This is a genomic window from Nostoc sp. (assembly GCF_036917135.1).
In the GTDB taxonomy this organism is placed as follows: Bacteria; Cyanobacteriota; Cyanobacteriia; order Cyanobacteriales; family Nostocaceae; genus Nostoc.
This window is the reverse complement of sequence record NZ_JBALEA010000006.1, coordinates 17,853-35,852: the sequence shown is the minus strand read 5'-3', so window position 1 is coordinate 35,852 and position 18,000 is coordinate 17,853. Positions and strand designations below refer to the sequence as shown.

Genomic DNA, 18,000 nt, shown 5'->3' with positions numbered 1-18,000 from the left:
TCTTAAGTATAAAGTTTTATTTTGAGCGACTTGGCAGGGGTAGGAATAACAATGTAGGGTTGGGGGTGGGGTGCAATGACTGTGAGAATCATAACTATTTATAGGGACATGATATAATCCCCAGCCCCTTAAGAGCTAGCGTTGGGGAGTAAAACTATAACCCTATCCTTACTCGGCTCAGAATGATAAAACCATGACTCATGTGATTGAGGATTTTATCGATTCCCTTAAACTTAAAAATGGTGATTCCGACGCGGGGGTACCCGCTAACGCTTCGCTATCATCGACCTCCTGCCCTGTCAAGGAATAGCGGATTGAATTGGTTGTGGGTCATTCGTCATCACCCCGCCATTCATCCCACGCTGCACGAAGTGACAGACGTGGGGCTTCTGTCGGCTCAAGCTAAAAAGTCATTATCCTTAAGAATTTCATAGAGATTAGTATCTTGCTCTAGCAAGCAAGCGTGTCCACAATGGGGCAACACCACAATCTTGTTATTTGGTAAAATGTTCCCTATGCGCTTTACTTCAGTTACAGAAGGCAAAAGGCGATCGCTACCACCGGCAATCAACAAAACTGGTTGAGTCAAGCGGCTTAACTGTTCGTCATCAATATGAAACTCTCGCAGTAAAGACAACCGCCAAAGAACAGTTTCTGATGGGACAGAACGCATAGTTTTCAGCAGATCGTGGCGATCGCTCCGAGAAATGCGGGGCAAAGATGCTAAAAACGGCAGCAACCCCAGTGCGCCAACATCATACAATCCTGATGGCACTAAGTAAGTGAGTTGCGATGCCCAACTCAACCAAGGACGAAGATGAAAGGATGAAGCTGGGTTAATTAGAATAATTCGCTTAAATAAATGCGGCGCTTGGCTCGCCACTTTCATCGCCAAGCAGCCACCAAAGGACTCACCACACAGGTAAACTGGCCTCTGAGAGCTTTTTTGTAATTCGGCGTCGATCAAGTCCAATACACTCTTAGTTAGCATATCCCAAGTGTTAAGGTCTTTTCTGGGGATCGCTAAACTGCGGACATCAAAGCCAGCTTCTAATCCAACGGTTTGCGATCGCAATAGCTGACCAGTTCCATCCATTCCTGGCAAATATACCAATAGCGGATACTCTGGCTGTACTCGTTCAGGAGTCAGGAAACAAGGATTTAGCTCAACTTCAGAGATAGTCATTGGTCATTGGTCATTAGTCAATGGTCATTAGTTAATGGTATAAAATTTTTGGATTCTTGGATTGTTCCAACAATCCAAAATCCAATGGTTCTAATAGCAACCTTGACGCAGTAAGCTGCTAATTTCACCATGACAGTGTTCTGTCAGTTCAGCCACAACAGTTCTGGTTTGTTTGCCGTGATATTTTTGATGATGTTGAGGCGTAATCCAATAAGGGCGACCGATTAACACCGCAACCCGACGATAAATTACTACAGGATGCCAACCACTTTGGTTAAATAAAGGTTCTGAAGGGTCAAATAAACTCAAAAGCCTTAAGGGTAAGCCATTGGTGTTTACCTCTTCTAAGGAGGCGATCGCGATGGGTAAAATAGCTAAATCCTGCACATTCGCCCGCAACGCCAAGTGAGCAAATCCCCGATGAAACTCACCCACCTGATTTGGCTGACTAAATTTCACCATTGGTTCAGTCCCTTCTGGAAATACTCCCACCATCTGCTTGGACTGCAATAGCACTTGCGACTGCGAAAAAAAGCTTTGCAGGCGGTTTTGATTTTCTTCCAGAGGAAAACACCCCAATTGTCCGGTGACAATCTCCCGCATGACTGGCACTTGTCCCATATAGTGATGACAAGCAAAGCGAATCGGATTCGATAACGCCGCCATTAAAATTAGTGCATCCATAAAGCTGTGGTGATTGCTAACTACCAACACGCTGGCATCCTGGGGAATGCGATCCTCATAATAACGAAACATTTGCGTTGAGAGTGCCGCCACCAAAGCGCGAGAAATCTCTAGGGGGCTATTTCGACTCATACTTTATCAATATATTTTTCTGGTGAATATGGCAGGTTATCTTAAATTAATTTTTACATTTCTTTACTATAGCCATGACCGTCTTAAGATAGAAATATCTAATCTCCAAAAGCAGCTATATTTTCTGACTTCTCGGTTATGTGGAAAAGCTAACGATTGACCTAACCCCCTAACCCCCTTCCCGCACTTCGTGCCGCTACGCGAACGTAGGGAAGGGGGAAAATTCAAAGTCTCTCTCCTTTTAGGAGAGAGACTTAGAGAGAGGTTTTCCAGATACCGTGAAAAGCAGCTATATTTTCTGACTTCTCGGTTATGTGTTCTTGATCACAATATTATCTAATAGTAACTATTCAAAAAAATTATGATTAGCTAATTTCCATCTTTTAAGCAAAAATGAGTTGAATTGCTGCATATTACAAAACAATTCTTGACCTGATAAATTTGCTAATATTAAGACATTGTTCGAAAAAACGGGAATATTATTGTACAATTGCCTGGTTTTGCCAACAAAAGCTAAGATGTAAAACGTTTTAATAACTTAATTTTTATTTTGCATGAATCTAGTGAATAAAAAAGAATTGACATTTGCACTGACAACACCGTTATATTATGTAAACGATGTCCCACATATAGGCAGTGCTTATACAACGATCGCAGCAGATGTAGTGGCGCGATTTCACAGGCTGCTAGGGCATCAGGTATTACTGATTACAGGTACAGATGAGCATGGGCAAAAAATTGAGCGAACGGCAGAAAGTTTAGGCAAAGCACCACAAGAGTTTTGTGATGAAATTGTGCCTAGTTTCGTTAATTTGTGGGACTTACTAGACATTCAATACGATCGCTTTAGTCGGACTACTGCACCTCGTCATGAAGCGATCGTCAAAGAATTCTTTGAGCGAGTCTGGAAATCTGGTGATATTTACCAGGGACAACAACAAGGCTGGTACTGCGTATCCTGCGAAGAATTCAAAGAAGAACGGGATCTGTTAGAAGGACACCGTTGCCCGATTCATACTAACAAAGAAGTGGAGTGGCGAGACGAACAAAACTATTTTTTCCGCTTATCCAAATATCAGAATCATCTGACAGAATTTTATCAATCTAAACCGGATTTTATTCAACCAGAAAGTCGGCGTAATGAAGTCCTCAGCTTTGTCAATCAAGGGCTGCAAGACTTTTCCATTTCGCGGGTGAATCTAGATTGGGGTTTTCCTGTACCAGTTGATCCCAAGCACACCCTTTATGTCTGGTTTGACGCGCTGCTAGGTTATGTCACAGCATTACTAGAACCAGATGCAGAACCCACTTTAGCAAATGCTTTAGAAACATGGTGGCCAATCAACCTGCACCTAATTGGTAAAGATATTCTCCGCTTCCATGCAGTTTATTGGCCTGCAATGTTGTTGTCGGCTGGTTTACCATTACCAGAACGAGTATTTGGGCATGGCTTTTTGACCAAAGATGGTCTAAAGATGGGTAAAAGTCTGGGTAACACCCTTGATCCTGTGGCGTTAGTTAAGCGCTATGGTAGTGATGCCGTTCGTTATTACTTCCTTAAGGAAATCGAATTTGGCAAGGATGGAGATTTTAATGAAGTTAGGTTCATTAATGTTCTGAATGCAGATTTGGCAAATGATTTAGGCAATTTGCTCAATCGCACTTTGAGCATGGTGAAGAAATACTGCGCCCAGAATAATGTCCCATCAATCGGCAATGAAGGAATTCCTGACGAAAATCCTTTGAAAGCAATTGGTTTACTTTTAGGGGAACAGGTGAGACAAGCATACCAGGAGCTAGCTTTCAGTCAAGCTTGTGAGGCTATCCTTTCACTGGCGCAAGCCAGTAATAAATTTATTGATGAACAAGCTCCTTGGTCATTATATAAACAGGGACAGCAGGAGTCGGTGGAAAAGGTTCTTTACGCAGTTCTAGAATCAGTTAGACTAGCAGCTTATCTGCTTTCCCCAATTATTCCGAACATCAGTAGCGATATTTATCAGCAACTGGGCTTCGGAATAAACTTTAACGATCAAAAACAAAGTTCAGTTACCGCTCCTTTTACCATCCATGCTACATGGGGAATACTATCTAGTAAACAACCTTTGGGTACACCCCAACCTGTTTTTCAGCGAATAGAACCCAAAAAAAACGATTAGTCCTTATCAAACTCTGATTTTGTTCAATTTCTTATTCTCTCAAAAAATTTATCGTGGCTCAACTTAATTAGCCACGGAACATTATCATAAGCCGCTGTGACTAGCATCTAAAAGTTGGTATTTTGTATCAAAAATAACAGGGATAAAAATTGAGGTATCACAACAATGTTGCATAATTTGGAAAACGATTCAATCTTTACGCCAGAACAAGTTTTGGAGAACCGGGGTAGGGTCGCCATATTCATCGATGGCTCAAATCTATTTTACGCTGCACTGCAACTAGGGATTGAAATCGACTACACCAAGCTGTTGTATCGATTAACTGGAGGTTCTAGACTACTGCGTTCTTTTTTCTACACGGGTGTAGACCGGACAAACGAGAAACAACAAGGGTTTCTGCTGTGGATGCGTCGCAATGGCTATCGAGTCATAGCGAAGGATTTGGTACAGCTACCAGATGGCTCTAAAAAAGCTAACCTGGATGTAGAAATAGCTGTAGACATGATGGCGCTAGTAGATTCTTATGATACCGCAGTTTTAGTTAGCGGTGATGGGGATCTGGCTTATGCGGTCAATTCAGTCAGCTATCGTGGCGTGCGGGTAGAAGTGGTGAGCTTGCGTTCCATGACCAGCGACAGCTTAATTAATGTCAGCGATCGCTACATTGATTTAGAAGCCATCAAAGAGGATATTCAAAAAACCCCTCGCCAAAGCTATCCATATCGACCGTTATCTGGGATCGGTTTTTTGGAAGATTCCAGAACTAGTGATGGACACCTAGAAATCCAAGAATAATGGCGTATCAATTTCATAAAAGAGGGAGAGAGGGGGTAAGAAAAATTCAAATTTTCTCCTCTACTCCCTCCTTTCTTCTTTTACCTTTGACCTTTTTCTTGGTATTTGGTTTAGTTGCCTGTGGGGGGAAATCCCCCACAGCTTCCCAACAAAATACCGGGGGATCATCTAATCAAGATAGCAATTTGACTTTCTTTGGTGTCACCTTAGAACAAGCAGATGAAGTGGGACGACCAATTTGGAAAGTCAGGGCTACACGGGCAAAATACACCAAAGAAAAAGAAATTGGTCAGGCTGAAAGTCCTTATGGTGAACTATATCAAGATGGCAAAGTGGTTTACCAAATCAAGGCAGATGTAGCAGACATTCAACAAGATGGAAAGCAATTATTTCTTAAAGGTAAGATATTTGCCACAGATCCTAGCAATGGAATTGTCTTGCAAGGCAATGAATTAGAGTGGCGACCTCAAGAAGATTTGTTGATTGTCCGCAACCAAATTAATGGTACTCATAAACAACTACAAGCAGTGGCGCAAGAAGCGCGAGTTAAAACCCGCGAACAGCGCATGGAATTTTCGGGAGGAGTAGTAGCGAATTCTACTGATCCCCAGATGCAAATAAGAACCGAGCATTTAATCTGGAATATTAAAGAAGAAAAACTGATTGGCGATCGCCCCATCCAAATTGATCGCTACAAAGATAATAAAATTAGCGATCGCGGCAAGGGAAATTCTGCTGAAGTCAACTTAAAAACGAAAATTGCCACTATTCAAAAGAATGCTCAACTAGAATTACTAGACCCACCAGTGCAAATAGCTAGTAACTCTATGACCTGGAACATGAACGCAGAAACTGTCACGACAAATTCCCCCGTGCGGATGTTCCAGCGTGCCGAAAATCTTACCGTAACCGCCAATCAAGGTGAAATGAAAATACCGCAAAAAACGGTTTATTTAACAGGTAACGTCAACGCCATTGGTCAGCGTCGCCAGTCTCTGAAATCTAATACACTAACTTGGTATCTTGACAATAAGTTAGTTGAAGCTCAAGGAAATGTGACTTATCGACAAATTGACCCACCGTTAAATTTTGCGGGTGAAACAGCCCTTGGTAATCTGCAAACAGAAAATATTGTCGTCAAAGGTGGAAGTTCTAGCGGTAGGGTAGTAACAGAAATTATTCCCCAAGAAAAAGCCAATCCTCAGTAGTAAAGTTAGAGGAATGGGGCATGGGGCATGGGGCATGGGGCATTTTTTATAGTAGTTATTCTCAATCTCCCTCATCCCCATAAATTTTGGGTTGGTCGAGTACTAAACTAGGATCTTAGTATTACAAGTCCTTTGATAATCCATGAATGCATCAAACCGATTAGGTAAGGAATCCTTGCCAACATCCCAGCAAGCAGAACATTCCCACAATCACGATACAGACCATGAGGATATAGATCATACTCATGGAACTGGAGAGTCGGCTCATCCTCACTTCCATAGCGAAGAGTCTTTACGGCGAATCGTGAATCGATTATCGCGTATAGAAGGCCATGTTCGCGGTATTAAGGCAATGGTGCAGCAAAGTACACCTTGTCCTGATGTTCTACTGCAAATTGCCGCAGTACGGGGCGCATTGGATCGAGTAGCGCGAATTGTTTTGGATGAACATTTAACTGAGTGTATTGCTAGAGCCGCACAAGAAGGTAATATTGATGTTGAAATTAAACAATTAAAAGCTGCTTTAGATCGATTTTTACCTTAAAAATTAGAAAAATAAAAAATTAACTCGCACGACAAAACATTTTGTAGACGTGCGAGATTCAGTGTATTGACTCAGGCAGAGGGTTATTTATGGCAAAATTAACACAAGTGTTTTACGTGTATTAACAAGGGGATGTTTTGGCATTACCTATCTTGCCAAGGATCAAAAAGGCGATGCCTAGGTTGGCAAGCTACCCGTAGTTATCAGACTCCTATTTTAGCAAAGTTATTGTTTGAGGATCATGTATGGAAAATAATAAGAAAGAAAAAGCTATAAATCAAATTTTCCTGGGACTTGCTTTACAATTTATTCCATTGATTACCCTTGGATTATCTAAGAAATATTTAAATAGTTTATTTCCTATTTCTGGTATATTAATATCTTTTTTAGTCTTAGGGTTTGTCTTAGTAGGGTATGGATTTTTTATTAAAGGATGTCGTCTCTATATTAAAAGTAAAGGTTATTCGTCTAATTGGGGATGGCTAGGGTTATTAAGTATGATCGGGTTGTCAATTTTATTACTTATTCCCTCTAAGAGAAATCCTGTCTCTTTACAGGATGAAACTTTGGTAAATAAACCATTTGATAAAATTAATATTCCAGAACTATTGCTATCTTGGATAATTGCCTTACCAGTTCTATTATTTTCGATATTAGGAATATTTTGTTTATTAAATAATTGGAATTTTTCTAACTTGATAAAAAATCAAACTATCCTCAACCTATTAAATATAATTATTTACATCTTTGGGGGATTAGTTTTTTTAACAACCTCTAGAAAAGAAGGGTTAGATTTTAATAAAATTATAGGCTATAAAAACCATATTAATTTCAAGCTAATTGTAATCATTTTTGCTATACAATTTGCTTTTCAATATGGATTCAATACTCTAACATTATACAAATTATCATTTATTCTACCCAAATATGTGGAAAGTTATATTAATGAAAAACGTTTTACTAATATTTCAGAAATGATCCTCTGGAGCTTTTCAGTTATGTTCTTAGCCCCTCTGATAGAAGAATTCCTTTTTCGGGGAATAATTTTGCCAAAATGGTCAATAAAATGGGGAGTAAAAGTAGGAATTTTAACTTCATCTTTGCTATTCGCAATTTTTCATTTCCGATTTGATATTATTCCTTTATTTCTCACGGGTATTATCTTATCAATTTTATATTTTAAAACCCGATGCTTAATAACATCAATACTCTTTCACTTTTTCCATAATACTACCGTTGTAATCTTAAATACCATCGACTATTTCAGCACATCAGAAATCGAAAGAAGTGCATTTATTTCGATAAAAGATTATCAAGCTTCAATACAACCTTTATTAAGTCAACGAGCTGTTCTGATCGCTATATCTCTTCCCTTTCTTATCTACTTTATTTATAAAAGTTTTCCTAAAAATGATGCAATTATTCCTTATTATGCCAACGATGCTAAAGCCTATGAAACTAATTAACTTTCTTTGGACTTAGAGGTTGTTTGAAAAGTATTTACCTGTAATTTTAGGCAGTTATTGATCCCCCCTAACCCCCCTTTAAAAAGGGGGAAACGAATCAAAGTCCCCCTTTTTAAGGGGGATTTAGGGGGATCTAGAACGTTTTAATCCCAAAAATAGGACTTTTAAAACATCCTCTGAGACTTTATATATCTAAAAATGAATTTAAAAAAATATAATTTTAACTATTATTTAAACCTCAATATAAACAAACCTCTAATTCTTTTTTTACACGGCTTCATGGGAAACATTAATGAATTTGATGAAGCCATAAAATTACTAGGTGAAGATTTTTCTTATCTCACCCTTGATTTACCAGGACATGGTAAAACCCAAGTTTTAGGAAGTGATGAATTCTATAAAATAGAAGCAACCGCCCAAGCAATAATCAATTTATTAGATGAATTAAAAATAGATAAATGCTACTTAATTGGTTATTCAATGGGCGGAAGATTGGCTTTATACCTAACTCTACATTTTCCAGAACGTTTTATTAAAGTTGTATTAGAATCAGCTTCCCCAGGTTTAGCAACAGAAGCGGAGCGATTAGAACGAGTTAGACGTGATGCTCAGATAGCTAAAAAATTAAGCAGAAGTATTATTCAAACTGATTTTGCTACTTTTCTGTCAAATTGGTATAGTCAGCCAATTTTTGGTTCTATAAAAAATCATCCAGAATTTGAAAGACTGCTAGAAAATCGTTTGCATAATCATCTGATTGAATTAACAAAATCACTCCAATTTATGGGCACTGGTAGTCAACCATCTTTGTGGGTAAAACTCAAAGATAATACAACGCCTCTACTTTTACTAGCTGGTGAAAATGACGAAAAGTTTAGAGATATAAATACAGAAATAGCTAATATATGTAAAATTGCACAACTAAAAGTAATTAGGAATACTGCACATAATATTCACTTTCAAAATACTGTAGAATTTGTGCAAAATATCAGAGATTTTTTCAATGATTAGTTAACTTATTTTGCTGCTTCTTTGATGGCTGAATCTGGGGAGTTGGGGCTAAGTTTACTGTTGATGGTTGCTTCGCGGCACTTAATTCCTCTTGCAACATTTTCTGGTAAATCTTAGCTAAAGAGCTACTAACAGAATTAGTTTCTATACCATATCCGAGACTTGTCCAGGTGGGAGAGAGTCGCCGCAAAACATCATTTAACTTTCCCTGACGTAACTGTTGAGAAATATCAGTTCCCCAAGCTTTAGAATCACTCAACCAACGGTAAACTACTACATCTTGATATTTGGCTTCAAAACTATAAGCAGTCCAAAACATCATCGGCATCGGTCTTGGGTGATAACGGGGGGCTAAACGATACCAAGTAACGTTGATAATTTGATATCTCCCAGCAGCAGTGGAACAATTACCTGTGTTGGGACCGGTGACAATTGTGACGCATATCTCAGGATGTCGGCTAAGGTCGTTAACTTGCTGTCCACCGTATAATAGCGAATAGGGACGGTTGCCACTAGCCTCACTCGCCGAGATGGTTCGCATTAAAGCGCGGATATAGGGGTCGCCCTGTTTCATAACCAAAGGCGGCTGTTGATCTGTAAAGACAGGATCGGAAGGCGATCGCAAGTCTCCAATATACCATTGCAACAAATACACGAAGCCGAGAAGCGCGGCTATTGGCCCAATAAGTTTTTCAACACCTCTGAATTCAAAGCCTTTCAGAATCTAATCTCCTTCAAATTCGCTTTCTTTGCTAACAAAAATCATCGACGAACTCATTCTGACAAAGTTCACACCTGGTTGTTAGTTATTATTCCCATTTCCTCATTTTTTTGGTAATTAGGAAAAAAGGGCATGAATCAGTATAGCAAGCGAGATACTCCCAAGTTATAATAAGATAGTTGATTTCACCAGCAATTAGCTATGACAACAGAAATATTAAAGTCTGTTGAGCCTACCCTTTATGAAGAAGATCATTATTTATGGGTAGAAACAACACTTAAACAATTAGAAAATAAAGATATTGAAAATATTGATTGGCAACATTTAGCAGAAGAAATTGAAGCTTTGGGAATTGAACAAAGACGAAAAGTAGAAAGTTACTTAAAACAATTATTAATTCATCTTTTACTTTATCGTTATTGGGAAACTCAAAAAGAAAATTGTCACCGGGGCTGGCAAATAGAAATAACTAATTTCCGTGATGAGCTAGAATTTTCTTTTCGTTCAAAAACACTTTATAATTATTCTCTTAGCTGCTTAGGTGCAGTTTATATTAAAGCCAGAAGGCAAGCCATTCAAAAAACAGGTTTATCCCCTGAGATTTTTCCAGAACAATGCCCTTTTTCTGCCGAAGATATTTTTAATAGTGAGTACTTCCCACAATAAAAGTGATTTTGTAAGTAGTCAGACAAAATTAATTACGGCTCTTCATTACTTATTATGCTAATACTTCTGTAAATCAGCTTTTGTTATTTTTCGATTGTAGATGTCGTATATACACGTTATGCTCAAAAAAAGGAACCCATGTAAACATATAATTGGAATGCTTAAGACTATGAAAAACATTCTCAAGCCCAACAAAAATGGGCGAGAGAACTTATAGAAAAATTATCTCTTAACGGATCAGAGGATGTTCTTGACTTAGGTTGTGGTGATGGAAAAGTAACCGTTGAAATATCGAATGTGGTATGTAATGGATCAGTCATTGGGATTGATAATTCTAGTTCGATGATAACGCTTGCAACAAATCAGTATCCAATAGATAAGTATCAAAACCTTTCATTTAAGGTAATGGATCCTCGTGATTTATTGTTTGAAAAATGTTTTGATGTTGTATTTTCAAATGCAGTATTACATTGGGTTAAAAATCATAAAGCAGTTGTAGAAGGTTTATTTAAAAGCCTCAGACCTGATGGGAAAATACTCCTTCAAATGGGGGGAAAAGGCGGTGTCAGTTTATATATATCTGTTTTAGATGAAATACTGTTATTTCCAGAATGGCAGTCATATTTTAAAGATTTTGAGTTTCCTTACGGCTTTCTCGGAGTAGAAGAGTATGAAGTAATGTTATTGGAATCTGGCTTTAAAATAAATCGCATAGAACTTATTCCCAAAGATATGACTCATGCTGGAAAGGAAATGTTTAAGGGATGGATTCGGACAACTTGGATGCCTTATATAGAACGAGTACCAGAAGAAAAAAGGGAACAATTTATCGAAGTAATATCTACAAAATACATTGAGAAAGTATCACTAGATGAAGAAGGTAATGTTCATGTAGCTATGGTAATGATTGAAGTTGAAGCAGAAAAAAAAGCATAACAAAAAAATCGAGCGGCTTTTTGGCTTTAAATTTTATTTTTGATCTTGCCTCTCGTCATCGGATGGATAATTTTCGATTATATCGCTGTTTATAAAAATGAAGGTAATAAGAGAGCGATCGCTTGTCTCTGGTGAATCAGTGTAAGGGTAAAGCGCCGTATGATCAATGCGCTTTACCCTACGTTTTGGGTGTAGGATGGAGCGATCGCTTTCGGGAGTGCAATCAAGGGCGGTCAATTTAGATGAAGCAAACTACTTGACAAAGTGCGTAGCCATCGCTTTTCCATGAAAATGTGAGCCGATGGGATATCAGCACTGTTGAAATAGCTCCTGAAAGCTTTTTGAGGCTGCTTCGGGTTTCGCAACAATTTCGACAATTTTATTGCGTGCATCTGCTTCAAACAGCGCCTCAACAGCAACTTGGGCGACTTTCTGCCTGGGGATGCTACCGTCAAATAGTGTATCTGCACCCTGCATCACGATCGCGTCGAGGTTATCTTCATTCTTCAACCCACCAGGCCGCACAATTGTATAAGTAAGACCACTTTTCTGAATATACTCTTCAGCTTGTTTTTTCCACAACAAAATTAGCCAAAACAAGTTGAGTGGATGGAAAAGCTGCGAAGTACACAAAGAAGAAACTAAGACAAGATGCTCAATTCCCTTTGCCTTGGCAGCATCTACTAAATTTTTAGTCCCTTCAAAATCCACTTTATAGGGACCAGTGGGGTCAAAGCTAGGTTTTGCACCAGTCGCAACCAACAAAACTGTGCTATCTCCCAACGCAGCAGTCAAACTTTCTGGTTGTAACACGTCGCCTACAACTAATTGGGCTTCAGGAGACAGAATACCCTTAGCTTTATCTATATCCCGCACCAGGGCTATGACGGGAATATTTCGCGCGATCAATTCTTGCACAATTCGGCGACCTGTTTCACCTGTTGCCCCTGCTACAAATGCTTTCATAAGAAATGCTATCCTAGGAAACTATTGTGTGCTTGTTCAGTTCTTTATTTTAGTAATTCTATGGAGGTAATGGTAGATTAATGAGGTTTCGGTAAAAATCGGATATTAGTACTAAATGACCCAAGCGTGTTGGGAATCATTAATATAGACGAACGCCAATGTATACAGTAATGCATTTATGCTTTCAAGAAAAGGCGAATATAAATCCTGGGAAATAACAGAAGCAGTTTTACCTGTAGCGTCCAGCCAAGAAGAAGCTGAACACACGTTAACAGAAACCGATGTAGCGGCGCTGACAAAATTTTACGGTCGTTATCAAGATTTTATGGAAATGGCTGCCCCAGTAGATCAGGTTGCTGAGTATCTCAATGCTCACGCCTCATGGTTTTCGCGCTGCGCTGAACCCATGAAGGTACAATCACTTGGGGAAAATGGCTATGCTTTAACAATTGGTCGTTTTGGTTCCTTTGGTTATGAAGTAGAACCGAAAATTGGTTTGGAATTGTTGCCCCCAGATGAGGGGATTTACCGTATCCGTACAATCCCCATTCCTGACTACCAACCGCCTGGTTATGACGTAGACTATCGGGCATCTCTACAGTTAATAGAAGCCGATGTTTCTACTAGCATTGGCAAGGTTACAAGAGTTGAATGGGAATTGGATTTGATCGTTTATATTCACTTTCCCCGGTTTATTCAGCGATTACCCAAATCTCTAGTTCAATCTACAGGCGATCGCGTACTTAACCAAATCGTCCGCCAAGTGTCCCGCCGCTTAACTCGCAAAGTTCAGCAAGATTTTCATAAATCTTTGGGAATCCCCTTTCCGGCTAATTCTAAGCAAAAGCGGTGAGTCAATAGTCAGTTAACAGGCTGATAACTGTTAACTGACAAATAACCTACAGATTATGCTTTAGTGAGAATTTTTTGGACAATTTGCACCCCAGTCACAGCCTGCCAAGCAAAAAGTCCCAAAAGGGTGAAATTTATCAAAATGTGAGTTGCACGCGCCCAATTTGCCCCTTTCTGCATATAAGGGGATAAAGCCGCAGAAAATGCTATTAGACCTGTCATACCTAGTCCTGCTAACAAGTGAGGCTGGACAAACAACTTACCATTATTGATGTAAGTGACAGCCATCCCACCGATCGCACCTGCTACCATCAAAGCTAGGAGTATAGACCCAATTTGGTAGTGTCTGACGTTATATCTACCTTTAATCAGTTCCTTCTTTTCTTCCCCCTGAGCATTTCTGGTACTCTGTACTTTTAGCCCTAAATAGGCAGCATAAATTGAGACTGCTAACAGCACCCACATTAGCACCGGATGGAAGAAGCTCAACCAATATTTTGCCGACGCAGAAAGTTCCAGACTCATTGTGTTCTCCCCTAATTATGAAATCTTCATAAAAATTAGCATAACTCTATTCTCTGTGCTTAAAGTTGCACAAATTAAAAGACACTTCCCCATATCCCCCGACTATTTTCCTTTGCCCTCTTGCAAAAGTGGATAAACAATCTCAGACTGAGTTTTAAGGGTAGACGAACAAAACCCCCTGTGTGGGATCTCATCCATGACTGAAAACAACGATACTTTGCTGCTAAAAGCTGCTAAAAGCGGTGATATCAAGGGGCTGTGTGTGCTACTGGCTGCTGGTGCGAAGGTGGACGCGTGCGATCGCCAGGGTACCACAGCGTTAATGTTTGCTGCTAATTTAGGCTATACCGAAATTGGGCGATCGCTTCTAGATGCTGGGGCAAATATTAACTTACCCAGAAAACTCTATGGTTTGACGGCTTTGATGTTGGCAGCTAGTGCCAAACAACTTGACATTGTGCAGCTTTTACTATCCAGAGGTGCTGATGTCAATGCCACTAATGAAGATGGCAGCACAGCTTTAATGGCAGCAGTCCTCAAAGGTCATATTGATGTAGTGCGAGTTTTATTGGCTGCTGGTGCCCAAGTTAATATCGCCGATCAAGATGATGATACTGCATTGAAACTCGCCGTTAAGCAGGGAAAAATAGAAGTTATAGAAGCAATTCTCCAAACTTGTGTCGATGTCAATATCCCAGATGAGGAGGGTGAGACACTCTTAACATTAGCGGCAGACTTGGGACATCTGGAGGTTGTGGAAGCATTGCTAGCAGCAGGGGCTGATGTGAATGTGAAAAACGCCGATGGTGGAACTGCATTATCGGCAGCTGCTGCATCTGGACATAGTGCGATCGTCGCAGCTTTACTAGAGCGAGGTGCCCAAATTAATCTTCAAGATCAAGATGGGGAAACTGCCCTACATCTTGCCGTTGTAGAAGGCTACATTGATGTCGTGCAAGTATTACTTAACAGGGGTGCAAATGTCCAAATTAGGAACCGCCTAGGTGATACACCACTGCTTGTAGCCGCATTGCAGGGACATAGCCAAATTGTCGAGGCATTGCTGCATTCTGGGGGAGATGTTAACGAGAAAAATCTTGGTGAAGTACCTTTGACGTTAGCTGGATCACAAGGACACACCCAAACTGTAAAAGTGTTGCTAGACTATGGTGCTGATGCCAACACTGCGGGAGATGATGGCAAAACTGCTTTGATCAAGGCAACCGAACGCAAGCACATAGAGATCATACATTTGCTGCTGACAAAGGGGGCAGATGTGAATTTTCAAGACTCAGCGAAGGCAACATCATTAATGTGGGCAGCCTCAGCAGGTTATAGCGAAATTGTGCAGGTATTACTCCAAGCTGGGGCAGATATGAATTTGAAAAATCGGGGTGGTTATACTGCTTTGATGATTGCAGAATTTAATGGTTATAAAAATGTAGTGCGGAGTCTGCAAAAAGCTGGGGCGCAAGAATAGCTAATAGCCATCTCAAATATTTTCAGAAATATCTTGACAAATCATTAAATGAAGGTTAATAAATTGAATAACAAGGAAGTTTAAAACAACCAAGTCTAGACCGAAGAAACAAAGAAAGCAAAACTCCGTCGTAGCTGTTGTGAACTTGCTACGGCGGAGAAAGGAAAAATTAAAACGCCAAGGGGCAGCAGGCTAAATGCTTGTGTCACAAGGATAGAAAGAAAGCAAACATGAAGAAGTAAATTTAACTTTTACTTTTTACCTTGTACCTTTTACCTTTTGCCTAGTCTTCCCCTTGGCGTTTCCTACTGTGCTAGATGTGCAAAATATATAGTTTTTACTTGAACAGAAAAGTATTCTAACGATCATTTTTGATGTATTATCCTAAAGGCTAAATACAAAAAAGTCCCCAAAAAGGGTTGATGTAGGACTATTCGGGCGATCGCTACGGAAAGTCAAAGAAAAAATAAAAAATTAAGTTGGACATAATTAGGACTTACGCACTGTACAAAAGAATTATGTTGTGTATCAATGTAAATACGTCGTTTCCGGTTTTGATGAATCATTCTTTGATTGTTGTAGAGCCGGACGGTCGGGGCAATTCATGAATTGCCCCGACGACAAATGTGGTTTTTCAAATCAGCCACATTTACTCTTTCCTGTCAATGCGTAAGTCCTAATAATATTACCGATGAATCGGCTCTAGGAGCATACATCTGTACCGCCAACTTCCGACTTAAAAGCCTAACTCACATCTTGCACCTAGCCCTAGCGATTAGAAATCGCGGCGATACAAACGAAGTCCGCCTACGCGGACTAAGGGACAAGGGACTTCCAGATAAATAAATATCCCATCGCTTTTAAGGCAGAGGAGCAGGGGGCTTCTTAGCTGGGGAGAAAAAGCCGTTTTGAAGGAGTGAAATTGGATAATTTATTTCTTGGAGTTCCCTAAGGTCACGTCGCTTCTCTACGAGACGCTCCGCGAACGCTCCGAATTCAAAATTCAAAATTCAATAATTTTTGATCCCCATAAATAAATTTAGTTGCTCTGTAAACGGACTTCGTATTTCTTGCGCTGTGCCACTCGTTATACATACATTTTTTTGCTTCTCCATAAATAAATTTAGGGGCTTGTATCATGAGTCGTTTTCGGTCAAATCAAGGTTTTCAACCCGCGCAGGCGGGTTTTGCCTGTGTAGCCGCGACTTCTAGTCGCCTGGTGCAAGATATAAGCTAATCTTTGCCCACTCCCTACTCCCCACTCCCTTTCATAAGTAAGTTGACGGCAAAAAACAAGAGCTAAAATTAAGTCAATAGTGTGTCTGTCGTTGCTAGAAATCAGAAAAATCTTTTTCACCAACTAAACCCCATCGATAAAATATGGATCGTCGGAATTTTCTAAAGTATGTCACTTTAGCAGGATCTAGCTTTGTCTTAACTAGTTGTGTTCAAGGTAAAAAGTCCAAATCGCAGGGTGAGGTGTATCCCTCAGCATCCCCCGTGGCGGTAAATGAACCTTTAAAGGTGGGATTTGTTTATGTTGGTGCTGTGGGTGATTTTGGCTGGACTTATGCCCATGATTTAGGCCGCAGAGATATGGAAGCCAATCTTCAAGATAAGGTAAAAACTACCTTTGTCGAAAATGTCAACGAAAGGGCTGATGCTGAAAGGGTGATTCGCCAACTAGCATTAGATGGTAATAAGTTGATTTTTACAACTTCCTTCGGGTATATGAACCCAACAATTAAAGTTGCCAAGGACTTTAGTGAGGTTGTCTTTGAACAGTGTACAGGATACAAACGTGCTGCCAATGTTGGCACTTATCTGGGACGATTTGAAGAACCGCGTTACTTAACGGGCATGATTGCTGGCAAGATGACAAAAACAAATGTAGTTGGTTTTATCGGCGCATACCCAATTCCAGAAGTAATTCGGGGAATCAATGCATTCACTCAAGGAGTACGGCTAACAAATCCCCAAGCAAAAGTTAAGGTACTTTGGGTACAAAGTTGGTACGATTCAGGTAAAGAAAGAGAAGCAGCTCAAGCTTTGCTCAATTTAGGTGCGGATGTACTGACGCAGCATACTGACTCTAATGCAGTTGTTCAACTGGCTGAGGAAAAAGGGATCTATGCTTTTGGCTACAACACTGATATGAGTAAGTTTGGTCAAAAAGCCCACCTGACATCAACTATTAACAAATGGGGCAAATTCTATACAGATAAAGCTTTGGCTGTAATGAGTAATATTTGGAAGTCTCAAGATGTTTGGGATGGCATTGGTGAAGGGATGGTAGATATTTCCCCGATGAATCAGGCGATTCCGGCTGATGTACAACAGCTGGTGAATGGGAAGCGCGATGAGTTTATTCAGGGTACTGCACATCCTTTTAATGGCCCGGTGAAAGACCAAAAAGGGGTGGTGCGAGTCTCAAAGGGTAAGGTGTTGGGTGATCGGGAACAACTGGCGATGGATTGGTATGTTGAGGGAATTGAAGGGTCAATTCCCAAAGGTAAACAATACTAGGATTTACCTTTTTTATTTTTTAATTTATTAAAAACTTTCTTCAAATTTTCTAGCTGCCTTAGTCTCTACAACGGTTCTGGATAATGCATATTTAATTCCACCAGATGTCTAAGAAGACTAGAATTAGAATTGACGTGACATTC

Annotated in this window: 17 protein-coding genes and 1 pseudogene; 12 read left to right on the top strand and 6 right to left on the bottom strand. The window is 39.9% G+C overall.

Annotated elements, in window-relative coordinates:
* Positions 1-397 precede the first annotated feature (397 nt).
* The gene (locus V7K50_RS01225) at positions 398-1,186 is read right to left on the bottom strand and encodes an alpha/beta fold hydrolase (protein WP_334956478.1); all 789 of its coding nucleotides are present in this window, start codon (positions 1,184-1,186) and stop codon (positions 398-400) included.
* A gap of 90 nt (positions 1,187-1,276) precedes the next feature.
* Positions 1,277-2,002 (bottom strand): lysophospholipid acyltransferase family protein, encoded by a 726-nt coding sequence (locus V7K50_RS01220; RefSeq protein WP_334956476.1) that lies wholly within the window; start codon positions 2,000-2,002, stop codon positions 1,277-1,279.
* Between the two features lie 554 nt (positions 2,003-2,556).
* Between V7K50_RS01220 and metG the strand changes: the two genes are divergently transcribed.
* The 6 genes from metG to menH all read left to right on the top strand — a co-directional run bounded on the left by metG (position 2,557) and on the right by menH (position 9,185).
* Complete coding sequence (metG, locus tag V7K50_RS01215) at positions 2,557-4,161, top strand: methionine--tRNA ligase (RefSeq protein WP_334956474.1); 1,605 nt, start codon at positions 2,557-2,559, stop codon at positions 4,159-4,161.
* A gap of 165 nt (positions 4,162-4,326) precedes the next feature.
* A complete protein-coding gene (locus V7K50_RS01210) occupies positions 4,327-4,956 on the top strand; it encodes a LabA-like NYN domain-containing protein (RefSeq protein ID WP_334956472.1) in 630 nt (209 codons plus the stop codon).
* Positions 4,956-6,164, top strand: a complete 1,209-nt coding sequence (gene lptC, locus V7K50_RS01205; protein ID WP_334956470.1) for an LPS export ABC transporter periplasmic protein LptC — start codon at positions 4,956-4,958, stop codon at positions 6,162-6,164. Before V7K50_RS01210 ends, lptC begins: the two co-directional genes overlap by 1 nt.
* Before the next feature lie 142 nt (positions 6,165-6,306).
* Complete coding sequence (locus V7K50_RS01200) at positions 6,307-6,708, top strand: metal-sensitive transcriptional regulator (RefSeq protein WP_334956468.1); 402 nt, start codon at positions 6,307-6,309, stop codon at positions 6,706-6,708.
* A gap of 245 nt (positions 6,709-6,953) precedes the next feature.
* The gene (locus tag V7K50_RS01195; RefSeq protein ID WP_334956466.1) at positions 6,954-8,174 is read left to right on the top strand and encodes a CPBP family intramembrane glutamic endopeptidase; all 1,221 of its coding nucleotides are present in this window, start codon (positions 6,954-6,956) and stop codon (positions 8,172-8,174) included.
* A gap of 198 nt (positions 8,175-8,372) precedes the next feature.
* Positions 8,373-9,185: a 2-succinyl-6-hydroxy-2,4-cyclohexadiene-1-carboxylate synthase gene (menH, locus tag V7K50_RS01190; protein WP_334956464.1), complete on the top strand. Its 813-nt coding sequence runs from the start codon at positions 8,373-8,375 to the stop codon at positions 9,183-9,185.
* Here menH and V7K50_RS01185 read toward each other — a convergent pair.
* On the bottom strand, positions 9,175-9,840 hold the full coding sequence (locus V7K50_RS01185) for a glycoside hydrolase family 24 protein (RefSeq protein WP_334956462.1): 666 nt from the start codon (positions 9,838-9,840) through the stop codon (positions 9,175-9,177). The two genes, menH and V7K50_RS01185, sit on opposite strands and share 11 nt — an antisense overlap.
* A gap of 267 nt (positions 9,841-10,107) precedes the next feature.
* Here V7K50_RS01185 and V7K50_RS01180 point away from each other — a divergent pair, with 267 nt between their 5' ends.
* Together V7K50_RS01180 and V7K50_RS01175 are read left to right on the top strand one after the other, a co-directional pair.
* On the top strand, positions 10,108-10,572 hold the full coding sequence (locus V7K50_RS01180; RefSeq protein WP_334956460.1) for a DUF29 domain-containing protein: 465 nt from the start codon (positions 10,108-10,110) through the stop codon (positions 10,570-10,572).
* A gap of 192 nt (positions 10,573-10,764) precedes the next feature.
* Positions 10,765-11,508, top strand: a pseudogene (locus tag V7K50_RS01175) (class I SAM-dependent methyltransferase); the annotation flags it as partial.
* Positions 11,509-11,817: 309 nt separating this feature from the next.
* Here the strand turns inward: V7K50_RS01175 and V7K50_RS01170 are convergent.
* The gene (locus tag V7K50_RS01170) at positions 11,818-12,474 is read right to left on the bottom strand and encodes an NAD(P)H-binding protein (protein ID WP_334956458.1); all 657 of its coding nucleotides are present in this window, start codon (positions 12,472-12,474) and stop codon (positions 11,818-11,820) included.
* 178 nt (positions 12,475-12,652) lie between these two features.
* On the opposite strand from V7K50_RS01170, the gene V7K50_RS01165 reads away from it, so the two are divergent.
* A complete protein-coding gene (locus V7K50_RS01165) occupies positions 12,653-13,327 on the top strand; it encodes a DUF1997 domain-containing protein (RefSeq protein ID WP_334956456.1) in 675 nt (224 codons plus the stop codon).
* A 53-nt stretch (positions 13,328-13,380) separates the two neighbouring features.
* On the opposite strand, the gene V7K50_RS01160 is transcribed toward V7K50_RS01165, so the two are convergent.
* Entirely contained in the window at positions 13,381-13,851 is a 471-nt protein-coding gene (locus V7K50_RS01160) for a DUF4079 domain-containing protein (protein WP_334956454.1), read from the bottom strand.
* Between the two features lie 196 nt (positions 13,852-14,047).
* Between V7K50_RS01160 and V7K50_RS01155 the strand changes: the two genes are divergently transcribed.
* A complete protein-coding gene (locus tag V7K50_RS01155; protein ID WP_334956452.1) occupies positions 14,048-15,331 on the top strand; it encodes an ankyrin repeat domain-containing protein in 1,284 nt (427 codons plus the stop codon).
* 609 nt (positions 15,332-15,940) lie between these two features.
* Positions 15,941-16,177: a hypothetical protein gene (locus V7K50_RS01150; protein WP_334956450.1), complete on the top strand. Its 237-nt coding sequence runs from the start codon at positions 15,941-15,943 to the stop codon at positions 16,175-16,177.
* Positions 16,178-16,484: 307 nt separating this feature from the next.
* Here the strand turns inward: V7K50_RS01150 and V7K50_RS01145 are convergent, their stop codons facing one another.
* On the bottom strand, positions 16,485-16,688 hold the full coding sequence (locus V7K50_RS01145; protein ID WP_334956448.1) for a hypothetical protein: 204 nt from the start codon (positions 16,686-16,688) through the stop codon (positions 16,485-16,487).
* Between the two features lie 23 nt (positions 16,689-16,711).
* Here V7K50_RS01145 and V7K50_RS01140 point away from each other — a divergent pair, with 23 nt between their 5' ends.
* Positions 16,712-17,857 (top strand): BMP family ABC transporter substrate-binding protein, encoded by a 1,146-nt coding sequence (locus tag V7K50_RS01140; RefSeq protein WP_334956446.1) that lies wholly within the window; start codon positions 16,712-16,714, stop codon positions 17,855-17,857.
* Positions 17,858-18,000: the final 143 nt, after the last annotated feature.